General features: G+C 63.8%; 22 protein-coding genes. 9 read left to right on the forward strand and 13 right to left on the reverse strand.

Annotation, left to right across the window (positions count from 1 at the left end; all coding sequences use genetic code 11):
• Nucleotides 1–87: 87 nt before the first annotated feature.
• The 3 genes from BQ8794_RS02880 to BQ8794_RS02890 all read right to left on the reverse strand — a co-directional run bounded on the left by BQ8794_RS02880 (nt 88) and on the right by BQ8794_RS02890 (nt 3,452).
• Entirely contained in the window at nt 88–1,953 is a 1,866-nt protein-coding gene (locus BQ8794_RS02880) for an adenylate/guanylate cyclase domain-containing protein (protein WP_077372851.1), read from the reverse strand.
• A 289-nt stretch (nt 1,954–2,242) separates the two neighbouring features.
• Nucleotides 2,243–2,881, reverse strand: coding sequence for an NrsF family protein (locus BQ8794_RS02885; RefSeq protein WP_077372854.1), 639 nt, complete (start codon nt 2,879–2,881; stop codon nt 2,243–2,245).
• Nucleotide 2,882: 1 nt separating this feature from the next.
• Complete coding sequence (locus BQ8794_RS02890) at nt 2,883–3,452, reverse strand: sigma-70 family RNA polymerase sigma factor (RefSeq protein ID WP_077372857.1); 570 nt, start codon at nt 3,450–3,452, stop codon at nt 2,883–2,885.
• 206 nt (nt 3,453–3,658) lie between these two features.
• Between BQ8794_RS02890 and BQ8794_RS02895 the strand changes: the two genes are divergently transcribed.
• The 3 genes from BQ8794_RS02895 to BQ8794_RS02905 all read left to right on the forward strand — a co-directional run bounded on the left by BQ8794_RS02895 (nt 3,659) and on the right by BQ8794_RS02905 (nt 7,502).
• Nucleotides 3,659–4,666, forward strand: a complete 1,008-nt coding sequence (locus BQ8794_RS02895; protein ID WP_077373319.1) for an iron ABC transporter substrate-binding protein — start codon at nt 3,659–3,661, stop codon at nt 4,664–4,666.
• Between the two features lie 176 nt (nt 4,667–4,842).
• Complete coding sequence (locus BQ8794_RS02900) at nt 4,843–6,423, forward strand: ABC transporter permease (protein ID WP_167378605.1); 1,581 nt, start codon at nt 4,843–4,845, stop codon at nt 6,421–6,423.
• Nucleotides 6,420–7,502 carry an ABC transporter ATP-binding protein gene (locus BQ8794_RS02905; RefSeq protein WP_077372863.1) on the forward strand — a complete coding sequence of 361 codons (1,083 nt, stop codon included), beginning with the start codon at nt 6,420–6,422 and terminating at the stop codon, nt 7,500–7,502. The genes BQ8794_RS02900 and BQ8794_RS02905 overlap by 4 nt, the downstream gene beginning before the upstream one ends.
• Nucleotides 7,503–7,550: 48 nt before the next feature.
• Here the strand turns inward: BQ8794_RS02905 and BQ8794_RS02910 are convergent, their stop codons facing one another.
• The 5 genes from BQ8794_RS02910 to tlpA form a co-directional block, all read right to left on the reverse strand.
• Entirely contained in the window at nt 7,551–8,618 is a 1,068-nt protein-coding gene (locus BQ8794_RS02910) for a sn-glycerol-3-phosphate import ATP-binding protein UgpC (RefSeq protein WP_077372866.1), read from the reverse strand.
• Nucleotides 8,619–8,625: 7 nt separating this feature from the next.
• Nucleotides 8,626–9,474, reverse strand: coding sequence for a sn-glycerol-3-phosphate ABC transporter permease UgpE (ugpE, locus tag BQ8794_RS02915; protein ID WP_077372869.1), 849 nt, complete (start codon nt 9,472–9,474; stop codon nt 8,626–8,628).
• 8 nt (nt 9,475–9,482) lie between these two features.
• The gene (gene ugpA / locus BQ8794_RS02920; protein ID WP_077372872.1) at nt 9,483–10,367 is read right to left on the reverse strand and encodes a sn-glycerol-3-phosphate ABC transporter permease UgpA; all 885 of its coding nucleotides are present in this window, start codon (nt 10,365–10,367) and stop codon (nt 9,483–9,485) included.
• A gap of 83 nt (nt 10,368–10,450) precedes the next feature.
• Nucleotides 10,451–11,761 (reverse strand): sn-glycerol-3-phosphate ABC transporter substrate-binding protein UgpB, encoded by a 1,311-nt coding sequence (gene ugpB / locus BQ8794_RS02925; RefSeq protein WP_077372875.1) that lies wholly within the window; start codon nt 11,759–11,761, stop codon nt 10,451–10,453.
• A gap of 240 nt (nt 11,762–12,001) precedes the next feature.
• Entirely contained in the window at nt 12,002–12,688 is a 687-nt protein-coding gene (gene tlpA, locus BQ8794_RS02930) for a thiol:disulfide interchange protein TlpA (RefSeq protein ID WP_077372878.1), read from the reverse strand.
• A 34-nt stretch (nt 12,689–12,722) separates the two neighbouring features.
• Between tlpA and argH the strand changes: the two genes are divergently transcribed.
• From argH to lysA, 3 genes are all read left to right on the forward strand, one after another.
• Nucleotides 12,723–14,123 (forward strand): argininosuccinate lyase, encoded by a 1,401-nt coding sequence (argH, locus tag BQ8794_RS02935; protein WP_077372881.1) that lies wholly within the window; start codon nt 12,723–12,725, stop codon nt 14,121–14,123.
• Nucleotides 14,124–14,190: 67 nt separating this feature from the next.
• Nucleotides 14,191–14,397, forward strand: coding sequence for a hypothetical protein (locus BQ8794_RS02940; protein WP_077372884.1), 207 nt, complete (start codon nt 14,191–14,193; stop codon nt 14,395–14,397).
• Nucleotides 14,398–14,449: 52 nt separating this feature from the next.
• Nucleotides 14,450–15,718, forward strand: coding sequence for a diaminopimelate decarboxylase (gene lysA / locus BQ8794_RS02945; RefSeq protein WP_077372887.1), 1,269 nt, complete (start codon nt 14,450–14,452; stop codon nt 15,716–15,718).
• A gap of 75 nt (nt 15,719–15,793) precedes the next feature.
• Here the strand turns inward: lysA and BQ8794_RS02950 are convergent, their stop codons facing one another.
• Nucleotides 15,794–16,096 carry an ArsR/SmtB family transcription factor gene (locus BQ8794_RS02950; protein WP_077372890.1) on the reverse strand — a complete coding sequence of 101 codons (303 nt, stop codon included), beginning with the start codon at nt 16,094–16,096 and terminating at the stop codon, nt 15,794–15,796.
• 51 nt (nt 16,097–16,147) lie between these two features.
• Here BQ8794_RS02950 and BQ8794_RS02955 point away from each other — a divergent pair, with 51 nt between their 5' ends.
• Both BQ8794_RS02955 and BQ8794_RS02960 read left to right on the forward strand, forming a co-directional pair.
• A complete protein-coding gene (locus tag BQ8794_RS02955) occupies nt 16,148–17,089 on the forward strand; it encodes a threonine/serine dehydratase (RefSeq protein WP_077373321.1) in 942 nt (313 codons plus the stop codon).
• Nucleotides 17,090–17,262: 173 nt separating this feature from the next.
• The gene (locus BQ8794_RS02960; RefSeq protein WP_077372893.1) at nt 17,263–19,917 is read left to right on the forward strand and encodes a TIGR02302 family protein; all 2,655 of its coding nucleotides are present in this window, start codon (nt 17,263–17,265) and stop codon (nt 19,915–19,917) included.
• A gap of 19 nt (nt 19,918–19,936) precedes the next feature.
• Here the strand turns inward: BQ8794_RS02960 and BQ8794_RS02965 are convergent, their stop codons facing one another.
• Nucleotides 19,937–20,794 (reverse strand): LysR family transcriptional regulator, encoded by an 858-nt coding sequence (locus BQ8794_RS02965; protein WP_077372896.1) that lies wholly within the window; start codon nt 20,792–20,794, stop codon nt 19,937–19,939.
• Nucleotides 20,795–21,067: 273 nt separating this feature from the next.
• Between BQ8794_RS02965 and BQ8794_RS02970 the strand changes: the two genes are divergently transcribed.
• The gene (locus BQ8794_RS02970) at nt 21,068–22,018 is read left to right on the forward strand and encodes a DMT family transporter (RefSeq protein ID WP_077373324.1); all 951 of its coding nucleotides are present in this window, start codon (nt 21,068–21,070) and stop codon (nt 22,016–22,018) included.
• A 12-nt stretch (nt 22,019–22,030) separates the two neighbouring features.
• Here BQ8794_RS02970 and BQ8794_RS02975 read toward each other — a convergent pair whose 3' ends face one another.
• The 3 genes from BQ8794_RS02975 to BQ8794_RS02985 all read right to left on the reverse strand — a co-directional run bounded on the left by BQ8794_RS02975 (nt 22,031) and on the right by BQ8794_RS02985 (nt 23,639).
• Nucleotides 22,031–22,402 (reverse strand): response regulator, encoded by a 372-nt coding sequence (locus tag BQ8794_RS02975; RefSeq protein ID WP_077372899.1) that lies wholly within the window; start codon nt 22,400–22,402, stop codon nt 22,031–22,033.
• 61 nt (nt 22,403–22,463) lie between these two features.
• Nucleotides 22,464–23,006 (reverse strand): hypoxanthine phosphoribosyltransferase, encoded by a 543-nt coding sequence (gene hpt / locus BQ8794_RS02980; protein WP_077372902.1) that lies wholly within the window; start codon nt 23,004–23,006, stop codon nt 22,464–22,466.
• 27 nt (nt 23,007–23,033) lie between these two features.
• The gene (locus BQ8794_RS02985) at nt 23,034–23,639 is read right to left on the reverse strand and encodes a hypothetical protein (RefSeq protein WP_244554834.1); all 606 of its coding nucleotides are present in this window, start codon (nt 23,637–23,639) and stop codon (nt 23,034–23,036) included.
• Nucleotides 23,640–23,665 lie beyond the last annotated feature (26 nt).

Raw genomic sequence — 23,665 nt, forward strand, 5'->3', positions numbered from 1 at the left:
AAATTAATCTTCGTTGCTTGGCGAGAACTTCGTAAGCAGCGTAAGTCTTTCTGTTTGTCGGGTCTGCGAACGCGCGCCGGCCCCGCCCTATTCCGTGAGTTCTATCAGCCTGGGGTAGCGCGGGTGGCCGCGAATGGGCTCGAAATCGGAATCGTTCTTGAACCACAGCTTCATTTCCGTGCCGACCTGAGGCAACCAGGCCTCCAGCAGGTCGATCGACCGGTCGCTCTCGCCCAGCAGCGCATAGGTGCAGGCGGCATTGTACTGGATATTTATGTCGCCGGTTTCGGTCGCAAGGGAGCGCTCGAGCCATGCCAATGCTCGATCGTGCTCACCGAGGAAGGCGAGCATGATCGCGCCAAGGCATCCGACATTGGCATTCTCCGGGTGGAGCCTTAGCTCCTCCTCGGCCTTCTCTATCGCGATCCGCGCATAGTTTTCGGCTTGATCGTTCTGCCCGAGCGAGCGGAAGACGTTCACGAGCATAACCGGCGCACCATAGTCCGTCGGCTTGATCTCCATTGCCCTCAGGAAATACGTTGCTGCCAGTTCGAACTGACCCTGGGTCACGCAGAACTCGGCATAGTACCGATTGGCCTCATGGCAGTTAGGATCGATGGCCAAAGCCCGCTCGAAGGCGGCAACTGACTCGGCGCGGCGACCAGCGCCCGAAAGGGCGTGCCCCATGGCCGCATACGCTTCTGGCAGATTGGGGTCGATAGCCAACGCCTTTGCAGTGGTTGCCAGAATATCCTCGACCTGAATGTCGAAGCCAAATTGCGAGCGGAGCCGCGTGTTGCAGACCGCGATGCCGGCATAGGCTCGAGCATAGCTCGGGTCGAGTTCGATAGCCCTGGCGAAACTTTGCCTTGCCATCAGGTGGTTTGCCTTCGACGCGATGTGATAATACTCGCGGCCTCTCAGATAATGCGTATAGGCTTCCACATTCTCGGTCGGCGCTTGCTCGATCGCCTTCTTCTCCTCGGGAAGGAGTTTGACCTTGAGCTGCTCGACGATTGCCTTGGCGATCTCGTCCTGCACGGCGAAGATATCGGTGAGGTCGCGGTCGTAGCGGGCGGCCCAGACGTGGCCGTCGCTCGCCCCTTCGGTCAGTTCGGCATTGATCCTGACGCGGTTCCCGGCTTTGCGGACGCTTCCCTCGACCACATAGGCGACACCGAGTTCACTGGCGATGTGTTCCAGGTTCAGGGCGCGGCGCTTGCAGGCGAAGACGGTGTTGCGGCTGAGCACGAAGAGGCCCGAAACGTTGGACAGGTCCGTGATGATGTCCTCGGTGATGCCGTCGCTGAAGAACTCCTGGTCGGGATCGTTGCTCATATTGGCGAAGGGCAGGACGGCCACCGAAGGCTTGTCGGGGCGCGTCCCAATCTCGCCGGTCCGCATTTCGTTGCGCGAGGCGACATTCCCCCAATTGGCGAAATAGACATGCACCGGATGGGACATGTTCTTCACCGTCCTGGCACCCTGATCGGCGAAGTCCAGGTCGAGTTTGTTGCCGACCTCGTGGCGTACCGCCTCCGAACAGGCAATGCCGCCGGGTACGGCGAGACCTTGCAACCGGACTGCCATGTTCACGCCGTCGCCGTAAAAATCGTCGCCGTCGACGATAAGATCGCCGAGATTGATGCCCATCCGAAACTTGAAATGGCGGCCTTCCGGGATCCCGGCGTTGCGCTCTACCATCCCGCGCTGGATTTCTACGGCACAACGGGCGGCGTTGAGAACGCTGCCGAACTCGACAAGCAAGCCGTCGCCCATCACCTTGAAGATGCGCCCGCCATGCTTGGCTACAGTGGGATCGAAGAACTCGCGGCGATGCTGGCGAAGCGCGCCGAGCGTTCGCTCTTCATTTGCTTCCATCAGGCGACTGTAGCCTACCACGTCGGCAGCCAGGATCGCCGCCAGACGGCGCTCAACCCGCTCCTCGGACATGCCGTCTCCGGAAAACGTCGATACTACACGATTCAACGGCATACCGGCAACTAATGGCTTACCGACACTAGTGGCTTACCGGCAATGCCACTGGAACGGCCGCTCAGGGTCATGAGCGTTGGCTGCGCCCAGGTCGGCATTGAAGAAGATCGGTTCGGGAAGGTCGAGATTGGGTCAAGGGCGTGAATCGGCACGGGCGAACGAACTTCTGCAACGGGTCAAACCAAGTCGTTCAGAAATGAATGAGTTTTGACCTTATAGCATCACGGTCTCCGATCGCAGGCAGTCGCTACCAGCGCACGAAAAGCCGCCCGCCGAGCGCGCCGAGCGCGGCGAGGATGGCAATCGCGATCGTATACCAGGTGGCGACGAAAAGCGGCGAATCGTCGAAGCAGTGCGCGGCATAGAAGGTTGCCGCCAGCCCGCCGGCGAGCAGGCCCGCCACGGCTCCGGCAAGCACCGGCCGCGTCGGGGCGCCATAACGCAGCACCGCCAGGAAGACGGCAAGCGGACCGATGCCGATCAGCGGAATGAAGCTCAGGCAGATAACCATGTTGCTGCCGACCAGCCGCCGGCCCCAGTCGGCCGCAGGCACGGAAAGGAGTTCCAGACCCACCGCTACGCCCACCAGCAGCGGTGCGGCAACCATCCAGGCCGCCGCTCTGCTCGTCGCTGCACCGGGTGTCGACAGGGCGCGGCTCAAGGCGAAGGCACTGACCGCCAGAGCCATCGTGAACACGAACTTGGCAACGAAACGCGTCGTATACATGGCGGTCGCGATGTCGGTGCGCGGACCGATCGCCAGCCAGAAAACCGCCGCCGCGATCAGCGTAGCCGCACCTGCGCCTATCCACCAGGCCGAGCCAAGCGGCATCGCCGTGCTGCGGGCATCGGCGTCGAGCGCCTTGATGAGATCGTCAGTCCTCATGTCATTCCCGCTTGAACTGTTTGGCCCGCCCGAATTGTTTGGCCCCGAACCGTTTGGCAATGGCTGCGAGACCACGATGCAGCGACACGCGCACCGCCGTCTCGCTGATGCCGAACTTCGCTGCCGTTTCACCAATGGAACGGCCTTCGACCGACACCGACGAAACCACGGAACGCTGCGCCGGCGGCAGGCCATCCAGGGCCCGGTTGATGTCGCGCCCGCTGACCGTCTCGGCCTCCGGTTCGGCGAAGGTCTCGGCGATCTCGTCGATCTCGATCTCGATGCGCCGGCCGCGCCGTCGAAAGGCGTCGATCAGCTTGAAGCGCGCGATGGCGTAGACCCAGGGCAGCACAGGTAAATCCTGCCGCCAGGTATGCCGTTTCACATGAATGGCCAGCAAGGTTTCCTGCACGACATCCTCGGGATCGACCCCGCCCTGAACGATCTTGCGCCTGATAACGCCGCGAACGAGAGCAGCCGTCCGGCGCAGAAAATCGGCGTAAGCTTTTTCATCTCCGGCGATCGCGGCCTGCATCAGCCGGGAAAGCTCGGCCTCGTCCTTGCCGGTCACAAGAGTTCACTCCCCGATATTCGCGCCTCGGCGCTGATTTGTTACGTGCTGGCGAAATAATGTCCAAGCCAAATATGGGAACATCACGAAGGTTTCACCTCCGGCGCCCGATTGCGCAGCTCATCAATGTTGACTACACCGGTCATGAATTGATAGGTGCAGCCATGCTAAATCAGAGACCATCGAGACCGAGCGGGATGACGTCGATGAAACAAGCTCTTTCCGCCCTTGCCGGAGTCACAGCACTTGCAATCAGCCTGATCGCCAGCCCGGTTATGGCCCAAGACGGCGGCATCGTCGTCTACAATGCCCAGCATGAGAGCCTGACCAATGCCTGGGTGGAAGGTTTCACCAAGGAAACCGGCATCAAGGTCACCGTTCGCCACGGTGGCGACAGCGATTTTTCCAACCAGATCGTCGCCGAAGGCGCCGCCTCGCCGGCCGACGTGTTCCTGACGGAAAACTCGCCCGCCATGGTGCTGGTCGAGTCATCAGGCCTGTTCGCGCCGGTCGACGCCGACACGCTGGCGCAGATTCCCAAGGAATACCAGGCGGCCAGCGGCAAGTGGGTGGGCATCGCCGCGCGCAGCACCGTCTTTGCCTACAACAAGACCAAGCTGACCGCCGAGCAGTTGCCCAAATCGCTGCTTGAACTCGCCGATCCGAGCTGGAAGGGACGCTGGGCCGCTTCGCCGTCCGGCGCCGATTTCCAGGCGATCGTCAGCGCGCTTTTGCAGCTCAAGGGTGAGGCCGCAACGGCCGACTGGCTGAAGGCGATGAAGGAGAACTTCACCGCCTACAAAGGCAACAGCACGGTGATGAAGGCGGTCAATACCGGCGAGGTCGATGGCGGCGTGATCTATCACTATTATTACTACGGCGACCAGGCCAAGACCGGCGAGAACAGCAACAACGTCGGGCTCCACTATATGAAGAACCAGGATCCAGGCGCCTTCGTCTCGGTTTCCGGCGGTGGCGTGCTGGCCTCCAGCAAGCACCCGAAGGAAGCTCAGGCCTTCCTGAAATGGGTGACCGGCAAGGGTGGTCAGGACGTGCTGAAGACCGGCAATTCCTTTGAATACGCGGTCGGCAAGGGCGCGGAGTCCAATCCGGCGCTGGTGCCGCTGGCCGATCTGCAGGCGCCGAAGGTCGATGCGACGACGCTGAACTCCAAGAAGGTGACCGACCTGATGACGGCAGCCGGCTTGCTTTAGTTCGCGTTCGTCCTAAAACGGCAACCGACTGCGCTTCTGCGGGAATTCGCTTTCCGCAGGAGCGCTCTGTTTTTCGAGGTGGCATTCGTCCATGACGACAGACTGCATTCTTGGCCGTGTTTGCGGCCGTTCGATCGTTTCCGCCACCGGGCGGCAACGGCTCGGCGTCTGAGTTGATGCGGTCTGCGGCCGACCTTGCACGTTCACCGACCGGCATGGTGGCTGGGCAATGGACGCGCCGGCGGCCGATATCCTGGATTTCGCTCGCCGCCATCCTGGTCTCACTGTTCTCGCTGCTGCCGCTCGCCTTCATCATCTGGATTGCCGTGCAGACCGGCTGGGAAACCGTATCGGCACTGGTCTTCCGGCCACGTGTCGGTGAGCTCCTGGTCAACACCCTGCTTTTGGTGGTGCTGGCGGTACCGATCTGCATCGTGCTCTCGGTGGCGCTGGCCTGGCTGACCGAACGCAGCAGCCTTCCCGGTGCCCGGCTGTGGGCCTGGCTGTCGGTGGCGCCGCTCGCCATCCCGGCCTTCGTCCACAGCTACGCCTGGATCACCGTGGTGCCGGGGCTGCACGGGCTGTGGGCCGGCGTCCTGGTTTCCGTCGTCGCCTATTTCCCGTTCCTCTATCTGCCGGTGGCGGCAGCCTTGCGCCGGCTCGATCCTGCTCTCGAAGATGCCGCGGCAGCCGTCGGCCTCGGGCCATGGCGCGTGTTCCGGCGGGTCGTGCTGCCGCAACTCAGGCTCGCCATCTGCGGCGGCTCGCTGCTGGTCGGCCTGCATCTCCTGGCCGAGTACGGGCTCTACGTGTTCATCCGCTTCGATACCTTCACCACGGCGATCGTCGACCAGTTCCAGTCGACCTTCAACGGCCCCGCCGCCAACATGCTGGCGGCGGTGCTGGTGACATGCTGTTTCGTGCTGCTCGGGATCGAAGTGCTGGTGCGCGGCGAGGAGCGCTATGCCCGCGTCGGCTCGGGCGCCGCGCGGCAGCAGCAACGCACAAGGCTTGGCCGCGCCACGATCCCCTGCCTGCTGCTGCCGGTCGTCACCACCTTGCTGGCGCTCGGCGTGCCGTTCGTCACCGTCGGCCGTTGGCTTGTGGCCGGCGGCGCCAATGTCTGGCGCCTCGATGAGATCGGCCTGGCGCTCGGCCAGACCCTGTTCCTGGCGCTCGCCGGCGCGCTGCTCGCCACTATCGCCGCCATGCCGATGGCATGGATCTCGATCCGCGCGCCGGGGCCGCTGCAGCGCCTTCTAGAGGGCTGCAACTACATCGTCGGATCGCTGCCCGGCGTCGTCGTGGCGCTGGCGCTGGTCACCATCACGGTGCGCATTGCTCTGCCGCTCTATCAGACCCTGTTCACGATCCTTGTTGCCTATGCGCTGATGTTCCTGCCGCGCGCCCTGATCAGCCTGCGAGCGTCGATCGCGCAGGCGCCGGTCGAGCTCGAACGCGCCGCCGCCAGTCTCGGCCGGTCACCGCTCAAGGCGCTGTGGTCGACGACGATCCGCCTGTCGGCGCCGGGTGCCGCGGCGGGGATGGCACTGGTGGCGCTCGGCATCATGAACGAATTGACCGCCACCCAGATGCTGGCGCCCAACGGCACCCGCACGCTGGCGATGGCGTTCTGGGCCCACAGCGGCGAGATCGACTATGCGTCCGCCGCACCCTACGCGCTCATCATGGTGGCGATGTCGCTGCCGCTGACCTGGCTGCTCTACGTCCAGTCGAAGCGGATGGCCGGACGATGAGCTTCCTCGAACTCACCGATGTGCACAAGCACTACGGCCCGGTGGCCGCACTGGCCGGCGTCGACCTCAGCGTGGCCAGCGGCAGCCGAACGGCGATCGTCGGGCCGTCCGGCTGCGGCAAGACGACCTTGCTGCGGCTGATCGCCGGCTTCGAAGCGCCGGACCAGGGCCGCATCGTGCTCGACGGCGAGGTGCTGGCCAATGGCGGCGCCGCCGTGCCGGCATATCGGCGCGGCATCGGCGTGGTGGCGCAGGACGGCGCCCTGTTCCCGCATCTGAGCATCGCCGCCAATATCGGTTTCGGCATGCGACATCACGAGGACAAGCGCACCGAGCGTATCGTCGAGCTCGCCTATATCGTCGGGCTCGACAAGGCGATCCTGAAACGGCGGCCGCACGAGCTCTCAGGCGGCCAGCAGCAGCGTGTGGCGCTGGCCCGCGCCATGGCCATGAAGCCGCGGCTGATGCTGCTCGACGAGCCGTTCTCGGCGCTCGACACCGGCCTGCGCGCCTCGATGCGCAAGGCGGTGGCCGAGCTTCTGGAGACCGCCGGCATCACCACGATCCTGGTCACGCACGACCAGGCCGAGGCGCTGTCCTTTGCCAGCCAGGTCGCGGTGATGCGCGACGGCAAATTCTCGCAGGTCGGCACGCCGCGCGAGCTTTATCTCAAGCCGAAAGACCGGATGGTCGCCGAATTCCTTGGCGACGCCATCATCCTGCCGGCCAGGATCGCGGACGGTTTCGCCAGCTCGCCGCTCGGCCGCATCGCCGTCGACAGCACCGAGCGGCGTGATCTCGTCCGCATCATGCTGCGGCCGGAACAGGTGCTTTTGAAACGGACATCGCGCGAAGGCATGTCGGGCACGCCGGACATGCTGTTCGGCGAAGTCACGGAGTCCGAATTCGCCGGCTCGATGTGCACCATCGCGGTGCGGCTCTTGAACAGCCCCGATCCGCCGGACGCAGCCGCGATCGGCAACACGCCACTGGTCCTGCGCAAGCCGGGCATGGACACACCGGTGGTTGGCGAGATCGTCCGGCTGACGGTGTCGGGCAAGGCGCATGTGTTCGCCTGAACGGTCTTGCGTCTGGCGCAGTTCGCCAGTCAGGCCGACAGGCAGGCTTCACTCGACCCGCTTTCCAGCCTGATCGAACCAGTGCAGCTTTTCGGCTTTGGCCACGACACGCAACTGGTCGCCGGGCTTTGCGGTGGCGCGCCCCGAGACGCGCACGATGATACGGCTGCCGGCTGCGGCGCAGTGAAGAAAGCTTTCGGCACCGACCGGCTCGACCGCTTCGACTGTCGCCGGCAGGACGAGCGCACCGGGCAGCGCCTCCGCATTGAAGGTGACGTCGGCATCTTCAGGGCGAAACCCCAGCGTCACGGCTTGTGTTCCGGGAGCCGCAAAGCCGATCGCGATGCCGTCAGCCAGCATCGGGCCTGAGGAACTTCCGGTCAGCGCCAGGAGATTCATCGGCGGCGCGCCGATGAAGGAAGCGACGAAGATCGAGGCCGGCCTTTCGTAGACGTCGAGCGGCGCGCCCGTTTGCTCGACCAGCCCGGCGTTCATGACAACAAGGATGTCGGCCAGCGTCATCGCCTCGAGCTGGTCGTGGGTGACATAGACCGAGGTGACGCCGAGCGTGCGCTGCAAATTCTTGATCTCGACCCGCATCTGGCCGCGCAATTTGGCATCGAGATTGCTGAGCGGCTCATCGAACAGGAAGACTTTCGGATTGCGCACGATGGCGCGGCCCATGGCGACACGCTGGCGCTGGCCGCCTGAAAGCTCGCGCGGCCGCCGGTCGAGCAGCGCCGAAAGCTCCAGCACCTTGGCGGTCGAACGCACCCGGCTGTCGATCTCGTCCTTCGGCGTGCCGCGATTGCGCAGGCCATAGGCCATGTTGTCATAGACTTTCATATGCGGGTAAAGCGCGTAGTTCTGGAACACCATGGCGATGTCGCGCTCGGTCGGGCCGATGGCGTTGACCACCTTGCCGTCGATGGCGACCGTGCCGGCGGAAATGGTCTCCAACCCGGCGATCATCCTAAGCAGCGTCGACTTGCCGCAGCCGGATGGGCCGACCAGCACGCAAAGCTCCTTGTCGGGAATGGCGATGGAGACCCCCTTCACGGCTTCGACGCCGCTGGGATAGACCTTCTTCACGTCCTTCAGATCGACGGTCGCCATCAGCTTCTCACTTTTCGGATTCGACCAGGCCGCGCACGAACCAGCGTTGCATCAGCGCCACCACCAGGATCGGCGGCACAATGGCCAGCATCGCCGTGACCATGACCAGGTGCCATTCGGTATCGGCATCGGCAAAGGAAACCATCTTTTTCAGCGCGATGACGATGGTGTTCATGTCGTTGCTGTTGGTGACGAGCAGCGGCCAAAGATACTGCGTCCAGCCATAGATGAAGAGGATCACGAACAGCGCCGCGATGTTGGTGCGCGACAATGGCAGGAGGATATCGAAGAAGAAGCGCCATGGCCCGGCACCGTCGACACGTGCCGCCTCGACCAATTCGCCCGGTATGGTCATGAAGAACTGGCGGAACAGCAGCGTCGCGGTGGCCGAGGCGATCAGCGGTATGATCAGGCCGGCATAGGTGTCGATCATGCCGAGATCGACCATTACCTTGTAGGTCGGCAGGATGCGCACCTCCACCGGAAGCATCAAGGTGATGAAGATCAGCCAGAAGAAGGTCATGCGCAGGGGAAAGCGGAAGAACACGATCGCATAGGCCGACAGGATCGAGATGCAGATCTTTCCCACCGCAACGCCAAGCGCCATGATCGTGGTGTTGAGGAGCAGTTGGCCGACGCTGACACCGCCGATGCGGCCAATGCCGCCGAACAGCGCCTCGCTGTAGTTGTTCCACAGCTGGCCGCCGGGCAAGAGCGGCAGCGGCGGCCTGAGGATGGTTTGCAGCGTGTGTGTCGAGGCAACGAACGTGTAGTAGATCGGGAAAGCCACGATCAATATGCCGAGGATAAGCACGGCATGGGCGATGACGGTGCGGAGCGGGGACTGGCCGATCATCGCTGCCCTCAGCCGTAGTGGACTTTGCGTTCCACGTAGCGGAATTGGATGGCTGTAAGCGCAATGACGATTGCCATCAGGATGACCGACTGCGCCGCCGAGTCACCCAGGATCAGATTGACGAAGCCGTCATTGTAGACCTTGTAGACCAGGGTCTCGGTGGTCTTGCCAGGCCCGCCGCCGGTTACGGCATGAACGATGCCGAACGTGTCGAACAGGGCATAGACGGTGTTGACGACCAACAGGAAAAAGGTGGTCGGCGCGAGCAGCGGGAAGACGATGGTCCAAAAGCGCTTGGTCTCGCCGGCGCCATCCATGGCCGCCGCCTCGATCAGCGTTTTCGGCACCGCCTGCAAGCCAGCGACGAAGAACAGGAAATTGTAGCTGATCTGCTTCCAGGCAGCCGCCGACACCAGCAGGATCATGGCATGGGTGCCGTTGAGCAGCGGATCCCAGGCGATGCCGAGGCTTCGCAGCAAATAGGCCAACGAGCCGATTGAAGGATTGAACAGAAACAGCCACAGCATGCCGGCAATCGCCGGCGCCACGGCATAAGGCCATATCAACAGCGTGCGGTAGAGGCCTTTGCCGCGCACCGCCTTCTCGGCCATGACCGCAAGCAGCAGGGCCACGCACATCGCGACGATCGCGGTCGCAAGCGAGAACACTACGGTGACTTGGATCGAGTTGAGGTAGGCCGGATCGGCCAGCACCTTGCGGAAATTGGCAAACCAGACGAACCGGCTCCTCAGCCCGAACGGGTCCTGTCTGAGCATCGACTGGTAGAGCGCCTGACCGGCCGGCCAGTAGAAGAAAACCAGTGTTATGGCGAGTTGCGGCGCCACCAGCAGGTAGGGCAGGATCTTGTTGGGAAAGACGACGCGTGGAGACAGGCTGATTCCCTTCGCTATCTCAGGAGACGCCCACGCGAGCTCGCGTGGGCGATATTCAAACCGACACCACCGAGATAATCTCGTCAGTTCTCCAGCGCTTCCTTGATCGCGGCGTTGCCGCGCGTGACCGCGTTGTCAAGCGCCTGCTGAGCGGTCTGCTGGCCGGCCAGCATCTTCTCGAACTCCTCGTTCTGGATATCGCGCACCTGCGGCAGGTTCGGCAGGCGCACGCCCTTCGAGTTGTCGGTCGGCGCTTTGCCCGTCATTTGCAGGACGGGCGTCTCACGGCCGGGGTTCTTGTCATAGAAGCCCGATTTCTTGGTTGCCTCGTAGGCGGCGAGCGTCACCGGCAAGTATCCCGACTTCTGGTGCAGATATTCCTGCACATCGGTCTTGGACAGGTAGGCGAAGAAGGCTGCGACGCCCTTGTATTGCTCGTCCGACTTGTCGCCGAACACCCACAGGCTGGCGCCGCCCGGCGTGGTGTTCTGCGGCGCGCCCTTGGCGTCGCTGTCGTAGGGAAGCTGGCCGATGCCATAGTTCATGCCGGACTTGACGATGTCGCCGAGGCCGCCCGACGATTCGGTGAAGATGCCGCATTCGCCGGCGAGGAAGATCTGCTTGGCTTCGGAGGTACGCCCGCCATATTTGAAGGTGCCGTCTTTGGCGAGGTCTGCGAGCGCCTGGAAGTGGTTGACGAAAATCGGCGCGTTGATCTTGAGCTCGACATCACCGCCGGCCAGACCGTTCTGCTGGGTCGCCCACGACACATCATTCCATGCCGCAAAATTCTCCAGATGGATCCAGGTCAGCCAGGTCGAGGTATAGCCACAAGGGGCGGCGCCGCTCGTCTTGATCTTCTTGGCAGCTTCCCACACCTCGTTCCAGGTCTTCGGCGGGTTGTTCACGTCGAGGCCGGCCTTCTGGAAGATGTCCTTGTTGTAATAGAGGATCGGCGAGGAGGAGTTGTAGGGGAAGGACAGCATGGTGCCGTCCGGCTTCGAATAATAGCCGACGATGCCAGGCAGATACTGGCTCTTGTCGAAGCTCATTGCGACACCGGTCATCACCTCGGCCACCGGCTTGATCGCACCCTCGGCCGCCATCATCACGCCGGTGCCGACATCGAACACCTGGAGAATGTCGGGCGCCTGACCAGCGCGGAAGGCGGCGATGCCGGCATTCAGCGTCTCCGGATAGGTGCCCTTGAACACCGGAACCAGTTCATAGTCGCTCTGGCTGGCGTTGAAATCCTTGGAGATCTTGTCGACGACCTCGGCGTTGGCGCCGGTCATGGCGTGCCACCAGCTGATCTGCGTGACGGCGAAGGCGGAGGTGGTGGAAAGCAGGGTCAAGCTGGCGGCAACACCGGCCGCGAAGCCGAAGAACTTCATGTTTCATCTCCCGTTTGTCGTTGGCGAAAGGGGCGCTCTCGCAAAGTCAATATGTGTCGCCCGTGACAATTGGACAACGGTTTTGTTGCGGACCGATGAACTTGATTTCCACTTAAAGTGGCGCACGCTCCGAAATGAGAGCCGATGGAAAGGAATTGCCAAGCCGGCTTACGAACAAGGCGACGGAACCGGCAACGATCGCCGGCGCCTAAAAGCGCGTCGCACTTTGCTCGACATGCATTAGTCCGACTTGCCGAGCGCCGTCTCGACCAGCCGCTTGGCGTCCGGGCTCGACCATTCTGCCGGGCCGTTCATGTGGGCAATCAGGCAGCCTTCCGAGTCAATCAGCAAGGTGACCGGCAGGCCGAGCGCCAGGCCACGTGTCTTGAGATCGTTGAACAGCGCCATCGTCGAATCGCGGTAGTAGCCGAGCGCCTTGACGCCAGTTTCCTCGAGGAATTTCTTCGGTTTGGCGTCGTTGCCGGCATCGACGTTGACCGCGACGACCTCGAAGGCGTCGCTGCCCATTTCTTTCTGCAGCGCGTCGAGCGCCGGCATTTCGGCGCGGCAGGGCGCGCACCATGTCGCCCACAGATTGAGCAGCACCGTCTTGCCGGCATGGTCGGCGAGCGTCATCGGCTTGCCGTCGGGGCTGTTGAAGGCAAGGCCCTTCAGCGATTGCGGCGGATCGGCGGGCAAAAGTGCTGCAACCTGGCCGGTGGCAGCCGCCGCGACCGTCTTGGCGCGGTCGGCCTTGGCGGCGCAGGCGACATCGTCCTTGCCGTCGCCAACCGCGACTTGAGCGGGGGCGTTGTTGCCAGAACCGCTTTCGCTGACATATACCGCGACCGCGCCGGCAAGCACGCCTGCCACCAAAGCGGCGAGGATGAGGCGCGGGGCCGGGAAAAATCGATTGCCGTTTGCCATTTTTTAAAAACTGCTCCGGAGCACGGGTATAGCGATGAGCGACAAGAAGGCCAGCAACCAGATGTGGGGCGGACGTTTTGCCTCGGGTCCGGCCGCGATCATGGAAGCGATCAACGCGTCGATCTCGTTCGACCGCAAACTCTACGCGCAGGATATCAGTGGCTCGATCGCCCATAGCGAGATGCTGGCGCAAACGGGCATTATTTCGGCGGCCGATCAAGAAAAAATCGCTCACGGGCTGAACACGATCCTGGCAGAGATTGAAGCCGGCACGTTCGAGTTCTCGACCAGGCTGGAAGACATCCACATGAACGTCGAGGCCCGCCTTGCCGAGCTGATCGGCCCGGCTGCCGGCCGCCTGCACACCGCCCGTTCGCGCAACGACCAGGTGGCGGTCGATCTCAGGCTATGGGTCAAGGACGAGTGCTTTCGCGTCGCCGAGGCGCTGAAGGGCCTGATCACGGCGTTCCTGGAGCGGGCCGAGGAGCATGCGGCAACGGTGATGCCTGGCTTCACCCACATGCAGGCGGCGCAGCCGGTGACCTTTGGCCACCACTGCATGGCCTATGTCGAGATGTTTTCGCGCGACCTGTCGCGTGCTCGCGACGCTATCGAACGGATGGACGAAAGCCCGCTCGGTGCGGCCGCGCTTGCCGGCACCAGCTTTCCGATCGACCGGCACCAGACGGCCAAGGCGCTCGGCTTCCGTGAGCCGATGCGCAATTCCCTGGACAGCGTTTCGGACCGCGATTTCGCGCTCGAGTTTTTGGGGCTGGCGGCGATCTGCGCGACGCATCTGTCGCGGCTTGCCGAAGAAATCATCATCTGGTCGACGCCGCAATTCGGCTTCGTCAGGCTGTCGGACTCATTCTCCACCGGCTCCTCGATCATGCCGCAGAAGAAGAACCCCGACGCCGCCGAGCTGGTGCGCGGCAAGACCGGCCGCGTCACCGGCCATCTGGTTGGCCTGCTGACGGTGATGAAGGGCATGCCGCTGACCTACGGCAAGGACATGCAGGAAGACAAGGAATCCGTGTTCGACGCCGCCGAGACGCTCGACCTGATGCTGGCGGCGATGACCGGCATGGTGCGCGACATGACGGTGAATGCCGCCGCCATGAAGAAGGCCGCCGGCTCAGGCTATGCGACCGCGACCGATCTCGCCGACTGGCTGGTGCGTACGCTCGGCCTGCCGTTCCGCGAGGCGCATCATGTCACCGGCCGCGCGGTAGCGCTGGCCGAAGAGAAGAAGATCGGGCTCGACAGGCTGCCGCTGGAAAACTTGCAGTCCATTCACCCCGGCATCACAGCGGACGTGTTTTCCGTGCTTGCCGTGCAGAACTCGGTGAAGAGCCGCACGAGCTTCGGCGGCACCGCGCCGTCGGAAGTGAGGAAGCAGATCCGCTACTGGAAAAAGCACATTGCGAGGGCGTGATGCCGGGGTGCAATGCCGGAAAAACTCGGCTAAAAGCGGCGGGCAAAAGTTTCGGACGGATGGATCGATGACCGCAAGCAGGATTTTGGTGACGCTGACGCTGCTGGCGGCGCTGGCAACCGTAACGGCCTGCGGTAGGAAAGCCGGGCTCGAGACGCCCTATGAAGCGGCCGTGCAGGCGCGCAAGGACGCACAAAAGGCAGAGCAGCCCGTGCCGCCGGAGCCGGAAAAACCGGTCGAGGACAAAAAATTCATTCTCGATCCGTTGATCTAGAGCTGATGAGATCGGCCGATCTCATCGTGCTCCAACTTCCGGAACCACTCTCGTGAACCATTTCGACTACCGCGACGGCGTGCTGCATGCCGAGGACGTGGCGATATCAGAGATCGCCGCAAGCGTCGGCACGCCGTTCTATTGCTATTCGACGGCGACGTTGACCCGGCATTTCCGCGTGTTTGCGCAGGCCTTTGCCGGGCTCGACGCGCTGGTCTGCTACGCCATGAAGGCGAATTCCAACCAGGCGGTGCTAAAAATCCTGGCCAGGCTCGGCGCCGGCGCCGACGTGGTCTCGGAAGGCGAATTGCGCCGCGCGCTGGCCGCCGGCATTCCGGCCGACAAGATCCTGTTTTCCGGCGTCGGCAAGACCGCGCGCGAAATCGATTTTGCGCTCTCGGCCGGCATTCTGTGCTTCAACGTCGAATCCGAGCCGGAACTGGAATTGCTGTCGGCCCGCGCCGCGGCGCTGGGCAAGGTGGCGCCGATCTCGCTGCGTATCAATCCGGATGTCGATGCCAAGACCCACAAGAAGATCTCCACCGGCAGGGCCGAGAACAAGTTCGGCATTCCCTGGCAGAAGGCGCGAAAGGTCTATGCCCGCGCAGCTGAGCTGCCTGGCATCAAGGTCACCGGCATCGACACTCATATCGGCAGCCAGATCACCGAGTTGCAGCCCTTCGACGACGCCTTTGCGCTGCTGGTGGAGTTGATCGGCGTGCTGCGCGCCGACGGGCACGCCATCGGGCATATCGACCTCGGCGGCGGCCTTGGTATTCCCTACCGCGTCGACAACAGCCCGCCTCCCTTGCCGGACGCTTACGCCCAGATCGTCAAGAAGCATGTCGCCAAGCTCGGACTGAAGGTGATGTTCGAGCCGGGCCGGCTGATCGTCGGCAATGCCGGCATCCTCGTCTCGCAAGTGATCTTCGTGAAGGAGGGCGACGCCAAGAATTTCCTGGTCGTCGACGCCGCGATGAACGACCTGATCCGGCCGACGCTCTACGACGCCTTCCATGACATCAAGCCGGTGGTGCAGCAGCCGGCCGCAGCGCCGCGCATGATGGTGGACGTCGTCGGCCCGGTCTGCGAGACTGGCGATTATCTCGGCCTCGACCGCGACCTGCCGCGGCTCAAGGCCGGCGACCTGATCGCCATCGCCACCGCCGGCGCCTATGGCGCGGTGCAGGCCGGCACCTACAACACCAGGCCGCTGGTGCCGGAAGTGCTGGTCGACGGCGACCGTTTCCACGTCGTGCGCCGGCGCCAGACCTATGACGAGCTGATCGGCCTGGATTCGCTGCCCGATTGGCTGGCGTAGACCCATGATCCCGAAAAAGTGGGAACCGGTTTTCGGAAAAGATCATGGTCAAACAAGAATAGATCGTCTGCAGCGCTACAGCCGGTGCTGAATGAGCGCCCTGGTCTCGGCGATCCTGCCTTCGTCGCGGCGATAGAATGTCCACTGCTTGATGCGTTTGCTGCGCAAAAGGCCGGCCTGGGTCAGCACCCGCATGTGCTCGCTGAGCGTCGCCTGGGTAATCCCCAGCTTTTCGGCGATCAGCAGCGCGCAGACGCCGTCCTCGACCAGATCGCCATCCGTCTGCGGCGAAAAATGCGCGCGCGGGTCCTTCAGCCAATCGAGGATTTGCAGCCTGCGCTCGTTGGCGATCGCCTTGAAGACATCAACCTCTTGCATTTAGCTATTTTGCTAAGTTACTAAGTGATGTCAACCCCTTGGGAGCAGACCATGCTGAACGGCAATAGCATCACTCGCGAACGCATCGCCGCAATGGAGCCGCGCATCCGGCCCTTCGTGCGCCACACGCCGGTGCTGCGCATCGACATGGCCGATTTCGGCCGTCCGCCTCTTGGCGTCGACCTGAAGCTCGAATGCCTGCAGCATTCCGGCTCGTTCAAGGCGCGCGGCGCGTTCACCAATCTTCTCGAGCGGCTGGTTCCCAAGGCTGGCGTCGTCGCCGCATCGGGCGGCAATCATGGTGCCGCGGTCGCCTACGCCGCCATGCGGCTCGGCCACAAGGCGACCATCTTCGTTCCCGAAGTGAGCCCGCCGGCCAAGCTGGAACGCATCCGCGGCTATGGCGCCGAGCTGGTCGTCGGCGGCGCGCGCTATGCCGAGGCACTGGCCGCCAGCGAAAGTCTCGCGCAAAAATCCGGCGCGCTGCAGATCCACGCTTTCAACCAGGAGGAAACGCTGGTCGGGCAAGGCACGCTCGGCCTCGAGATCGAGGCCGACCTGCCTGGCCTCGACACGCTGCTGGTCGCCGTCGGTGGCGGCGGCCTGATCGGCGGCATCGCCGCCTGGTTTGCCGGCCGCATCAGGATCATCGCCGTCGAGCCCGAGGGCGCGCCGACGCTTCATCGCGCCTTCGAGGCCGGCCGGCCCGTCGATGCGCCGACTGAGGGCATCGCCGCCGATTCGCTGGCGCCGAAGCGCGTCGGCGAAATGATGTTTCCGATCGCCGAGGCCTTCGTCGAGCGTTCCATACTGGTCAGCGACGACGAGATCATCGCCGCGCAGGCGGCGCTTTGGGACCGGGTGCGAATCATCTCCGAGCCGGGCGGCGCCGCGGCCTTCGCGGCGCTCCTGTCCGGCCGCTACGCGCCGGCTGCGGGCGAGCGTGTCGCCGTGCTGGTCTGCGGTGCAAACGCCAATCCGGCTCGATTCTGACGATAGCAGGGGCAGTCCTGTTCACGTTTTAGGGAACTGCCTCGCCTTCGCCGTGTTTCTTGGTATGTTTGGAGCGACGTGCATCTAAGACTTTGAGTCCTTTGCATCCGATTTTCGGGCCGGTGCGATAGATTTGTGAGGTTCGGGTTATCCCGCCCGAACAGGAAGGGCCGATGACGCAACGACCCACCTTAACCAGCGATCGCAGCCTGGCCGGGCGTCTTGCCCTGAGCCGGCTGGCGACGCGGGTCTCGATGACGGTCGAGCGTGGCTGGCCGTTGCTGCTCCCGCTCGTCATCGTCGCCAGCCTGTTCCTCAGCGTCTCTTGGCTCGGCCTCTTCCTTCTGCTGCCCGACATGGCGCGCATCGGTCTTGTGGCTGTGTTCGCCATCGCAGCCCTTGTCGCGCTCTATCCCCTGCGTTTCTTCCGGGTGCCGTCGAGTGCCGAGATCGATCGGCGCATCGAGGCGGCCAACCTATTGCTGCACAGCCCGGTGCTGGTGCAGACGGACCGGCCGAGCGGCAGGGAAAGCATTTTTTCGCAAGCGCTGTGGCGCGAGCACCAGAAACGCATGGCCGAAAAACTCGGCAACCTCGGTGGCGACCTGCCGCGCACCCGGGTGCCGGAGCGCGACCCGTGGGGGCTGCGGGCCGTGGCGGCGCTTGTGTTGGTCGCCGCTTTCGCCTTCTCCTTCGGGCCGTCGGGCGGCCGCATAGCAGACGGGTTCAGCGCCCACGCGGCGCGCGACGCCGTGCCGCCGCGCATCGACGCCTGGGTGACGCCGCCGGCCTACACTGGCAGGGCACCGGTATTCCTCACTTCCCCAGCCCTCGCCAACCCGGCCCTCGCCAGCAATGGCAATCAGGCTGCGTCCACCTTCACCGTTCCGGAAGGCAGCGATGTGTCGCTGCGCGTCACCGGCGGCTCGGGCGAGGAAACGCTGAGCTTTGCCGACGCCGACGGCAACGCCCGCACCATCGAGCCGGCCGGGCAGCAGGCCGACGCGGCCCAGTCGGCTGCGGGCAAGCCGGCTGCGGCCAAGCCGGCGGCCTCCACGGTGCGCCAGTTCACGGAAAAGCTGACGGCCAACGGCACGCTGACGCTGAACTCGGGCGGCGACGAACTCGGCAGCTGGGCCTTCGCGGTGATCCCGGACAAGCCGCCACAGATCCGCTTCGTCGGCGAGCCGAAACGCGCCGCCAACGGCTCCTTCGAGCTCAACTACCAGATCGACGACGACTATGGCGCGGCCTCCGCCAAGGCGGATTTCGTATTGGCCGATCCGCCGGCGCCGAATGCGCATCCGCTCTATGGCGCGCCCGAAATGCCGCTGACGCTGCCGCGCCGCGGCGCCAAGGGCAATGCCGCCAAGACTACCAAGGACCTGACCGAGCATGTCTGGGCCGGCGGCGACATCAAGCTCAGGCTTGTCGCCACCGACGATGCCGGGCATACGGCAACCAGCGAAACCAAGACACTGGTGATGCCGGAGCGACCTTTCTCCAACCCGCTGGCCAGGGCCGTGATCGAGCAGCGCCGGGTGCTGGCACTCGACGCCAACGCCAAGAGCCGCGTGCTCGACCTGATGGATGCGATCACGCTCAGGCCCGAAGATACGTTCGACAATATGGCGCATTACCTCGCCATCATGAGCGCCCGCACCCGGCTGAAGATGGCCGACAACGACGACAAATTGCGCGACGAGGTCGCCTATCTCTGGGAGATCGCCCTCGGCATCGAGGAAGGCAACCTTTCGGACGCCGAGCGGCGGCTGCGCCAGGCGCAGCAGGCGTTGCAGGACGCGATCAAGAACGGCGCCAGCGACGAGGAGATCGACAAGGCGATGAAGGAACTGCGCGAGGCGATGAACCAGTTCCTGCAGGAATTCGCCCAACGTGCGCAGCAGAATCCGAACGCGCCGCAGATGCAGCAGAACGGCCAGGAACTGCGCCAGAGTGATATCGAACGGATGATGGACCAGATCGAGAATCTGGCGAAGTCCGGCGATCGCGACAGCGCGCAGCAATTGCTTTCGCAGCTGCAGGACATGATGAACAACCTGCAGGCCGGGCGTCAGCAGCAGGGCGGCCAGCAGAACAGCGAAATGCGCCAGCAGATGGACAAGCTCGGCGAGATCATGCGGCGCCAGCAGGAGATGATGAACGAGACCTTCCGCATGGACCAGATGCAGCGCGGCCAGCAACAGCGCGGGCAGAACCGAGACGAGCAGCTCGGCGAGAACGGTGAGCAGGGCCAAATGGGCGAACAGGGCGAGCAGCCCGGCCCGGGCGAAGACCGCGATCCGCTCGGCCGGCCGAAGCCGATGACGCCGGAGGAATTCGCCGACGCGCTGAAGCAGTTGCAGGAAGGCCAGGGCAAACTGCAAAGCGAGCTCGACCAATTGAGAAAGGGTCTCGAAGGCATGGGGCTCGAGCCCAATGAGGGTTTTGGCGAGGCCGGCAAATCCATGGGCGATGCCGAACAGGCGCTTGGCGACAGCGATGGCGATCAGGCGGTCGGTCACCAGGGCCGCGCGCTGGAGGCGTTGCGCAAGGGCGCCAAGGACATGATGAAGCAATTGCAGGCCATGCAGGGCGACGAGGGCCAAGGCGAGCGCGGCGGCCGCCAGCAGAATGCCGACCGCGATCCGCTCGGCCGGCCACGCGCCACCGAGGGTCCTGATTTCGGCGAGTCGGTGAAGGTGCCGGACGAGATCGACGTGCAGCGCGCCCGCCAGATCCTCGAAGCGATCCGCAAGCGGCTCGGCAACGCGCTCAGCCCCGACATCGAGCGCAGCTATCTGGAGCGGCTGCTGGAGCTTAAGTAATGCCGCCGGCCTGCTGTGATTAGCGGTTGGTAAACGCCTCGCGGATCGCCTCTTCCATGCTGGCGATGGCCTCGCCGGAAGCGTTTGGATTGCGCCGCAGCACCACGTTCGAGGAATCGATGTCGCCGAATCCGTCGGCGGCGGTAAGCTCGCGGCAGCCGGCCGGGATGTTGCTGCGCGAGATCGGCGCAATCGCCAGCCCGGAGGTGACGGCAAGCCGCAGGCCGCCATTGGTATCGCTGGTATAGGCGACACGATAGGCGAGACCACGCTGTTCCAGCGACTTTATCGCGAAATCCTTGCACCAGCCGGCGCGGTTGTAGAGCGCGATCGGCACCGGCCGCTCCTCATGCATGTGGTGCAGCTCCGACGTCACCCACACGGTCGGGTCATGCATCAGCACCTCACCGCCGGAGAGGTCCTGCCATTCGAACACCACCGCCAGATCGAGCTCGCCGGCGGCGAGCGCCGCGATCTGCGCACCGGAATGCGCGTAACGGACGGTGATGTCGACCTGAGGATGGCGTTTGGCAAAGGCGCCGAGCGCGCGCGACAGGATCGCGCGGCCGTATTCCTCCGGAATGCCGATGCGCACCGGTCCGCCAAGCGGCGCCGCGACCATCGATGCCGCCGTCTCGTCCAGCAGCGACACGATGCGGCGGGCGTTGACGATGAGTTCGCCGCCGCGGCGCGTCAGCGCCACACCCCGCGAGCCGCGCTCGAACAGGCTGTCGCCGACCATATCTTCGAGCTTCTTCATCTGCATCGAAACCGCCGACTGGGTACGGCCGGCCTGCACCGCAGCCTTGGTGAAATTGCCGGCGTCGGCGACCGCGACGAAGGTGCGCAGCAGATCGCTGTCGAGCGTGGGCTTCATTTGTCCGCCATAAGAAAATCTGATTGCTGGCATCATTCCAATTCGTTTGCAACATGTCAAACGACGGATAATAGTCGCTTCACCCATTGGATATGCGGCTGCGAAATCGGCTGCGGACCAATAAAGTCCTCACTCGTACCCGCTGCCCGAAACGGTGGCGGGTTCTTTTTGATGCATGTCGCCCAAGGTGCGCGGCGGTTTTGCGACGACGACATGCCAAAAATTACGCAGGCCCGACGCCTCGGGCCGCAACGTAAGGAGCCGCCGAACGACATGCCGAACCGGATCTTCCTTGGCATGGCAAGCCTTTGCCTCGGCGTTCTGGTGTTCTCGCTCCAGGATCCGCTGATCAAGGCCGTATCGGACACTTATCCGGTGACCGAGGTGATGGCGATCCGCTCGATCGTCGCCCTGCCCATTCTTCTCGTGCTGGTTCATGCCGATGTCGGGCTTAGGGCGATCTTTTCGAAGCGGTTTCGCATGCTGACGATGCGCGCTATGATCCTGTTCACCTCCTACACACTCTACTACCTGGCGATCGCCGCCCTGCCGCTCGCCGACGCGGTGGCGCTCTATTTCATGGCACCGCTGATCATCATGGCGCTTGCCGGCCCCTATCTCGGCGAACGGGTGGCGTGGCAGACGCTGGTCACCGTCATGGTCGGCATGCTCGGTGTGCTGGTGATGCTGCGACCCGGTGCCGGGCTGTTCGACTGGGCGGCGCTGCTGTCGCTGGCCTCGGCGGTGCTGTACGGTTTTTCGCAGTTGATGGCCCGCAAGATCGGCGACACCGAATCGTCCACGATCATGGCGTTCTATCAAAACGGCGTCTATGTCCTGGGCGCTGCAGCGGTCGCCGGGCTGTTCTGGCTGGCAGGAATAGCTCATGCCACGCATCCGAGCCTCGAATTCCTGGTCAGGCCATGGATCTGGCCGACACCCATCGACTTCCTGACGATGGCCGCCTGCGGCGTCGTCGCTTCGGCCGGGATGATCCTGTTGTCGCAGGCCTACCGGCTGGCGCCTGCCAACGGCGTCGCCACCTTCGAATACACCGGCATCATCTGGTCGCCGCTGTGGGGCTTCCTGTTCTTTGCCGAAGTGCCGCGATCGACCACCGTCATCGGCGCCGCTCTCATCATCGGCGCCGGTCTGTTCGCGCTCAACGCCAGCCGGAGCCGGAGCAGCGGGCCGGCAATCGCAGCGACCTGCGATCCGGCGTGACCGCGCTGGATCTTAAGCGAAACAGGCGAGCGCCTGTTCGACGCGCGCGCGGATTTCGGCCAGCGTGAACGGCTTCTGCACGACATCCACAATGACGCCGTTCAATTCCTCGGCGCGCTCGCGCTGGTCGGCATAGCCGGTCATCAGCAGGATCTTCATCGCCGGGAAAAGCGATGCCGCCGCCTTGGCCATTTGGATGCCGTCCATCCCCGGCATCCGGATATCCGAGACGACAAGGTCGTAGCCGCCACGTGCAGCGCGGATCAGGACAAGCCCCTGCGCGCCGTCGGCGGCGATGTCGATCATATGCCCGGCGCGTTCGAGCGCGCGAGCGGCGAGGGTGCGGACGGACTCATCGTCCTCAACGATCAGGAGCTTTGCCATAGCGGAATGTTGGCGTGGAAAAGTTGACTTTTCCTGAACCGCAACCGCATCGAAGATAAATCTAGGCGTCGCCCTTGACGACGCCGACAAACGGCAGTTCGCGAAAGGCGTGGGCGACATCCATGCCATAGCCGACGACGAAATAGTCGGGGCAGTCGAAGCCGACATAGTCGGCGTTGAGCGCGGTCTGGCGGCGCATGCGCTTGTCGAGCAGCACGGCGATGGCACAGCTTTTGGCGCCGCGCGACAGCATCAGGTCGCGGGTGAACGACAGCGTCTTGCCGGATTCGAGGATGTCGTCAATCAACAGCACGTCGCGGCCGTCGACCTCGTTGTCGATGTCGCGCAGCACCCTCACCTCGCCGCTGGTGGTGCCGGCGCCGTAGCTGGAGATGAAGATGAACTCGACCTCGGGCGACAGGCCGACATCGTGCATGGCGCGGATGAGGTCGGCGGCGAAGATGAACGATCCTTTCAGCACCGAAATCACCAGAAGGTCATGATAGTCGTGCCCGGCGATCTCCTTGGCGAGCTCCAGATTGCGGCGGGCGATCGCCGACGCCGAAAACAGGACCTCGATATCCTTGCCGCGCACGATTGGCATTGGCTGCCTTTCCAGAAATGATCGCCGCTAATTGGCGAAGGTGACCGAGACGGTCTTGACCCCGTTTCTAGGCACGTCGAGCCGGCTGGAAAAGCCAAATCTTTCGCCGGGCGCCAGCGAACGGTTAAATGTCGCCAGCCTATAACGGGTTGTGCGCCTGTCATTGCCGGTGACCCGGACTTCCAGCGGTGGCAATGGCGACGGGCTGGCGCCGTCATTCGCGGCCTCGCCACCGACGAACAAGACCGGTTGCGGCCCGGACGCATCGATACGCGATGTGACACCTGAAATGGTCAGTGCGGCGCCCGTTTCCTGCGTCGCGAAACGAAGCGGCGTCTGGCGCACCAGCGCGTGGCCGCCCGAGACCCAGAAGGCTGCAAACGCGGCACTGAGGCCGGCGATCCAGAAGATCGGCCCGCCGCGCGACGTCCGCAGTCGTTCCATCGCCGCTACCGGCTTGCGCAGCATGTCCATGCCTTTGATCGATGGCGTGGTGATCACGGGCAAAAGCGGCGGTGAAAGGCCCGTGCTGGCGGTTAAGCGCGGCAGCACCTCGTAGTCGGCGTCGACGACGTCGTCGGCTGGTTCCCACATGATGCGTTCCGGCACAGGATTTGCGGCCGTATCGGTCATGATTTCGCCGGAAACCGGGCGCGCGG

Source organism: Mesorhizobium prunaredense (assembly GCF_900156895.1).
Lineage (GTDB): Bacteria > Pseudomonadota > Alphaproteobacteria > Rhizobiales > Rhizobiaceae > Mesorhizobium > Mesorhizobium prunaredense.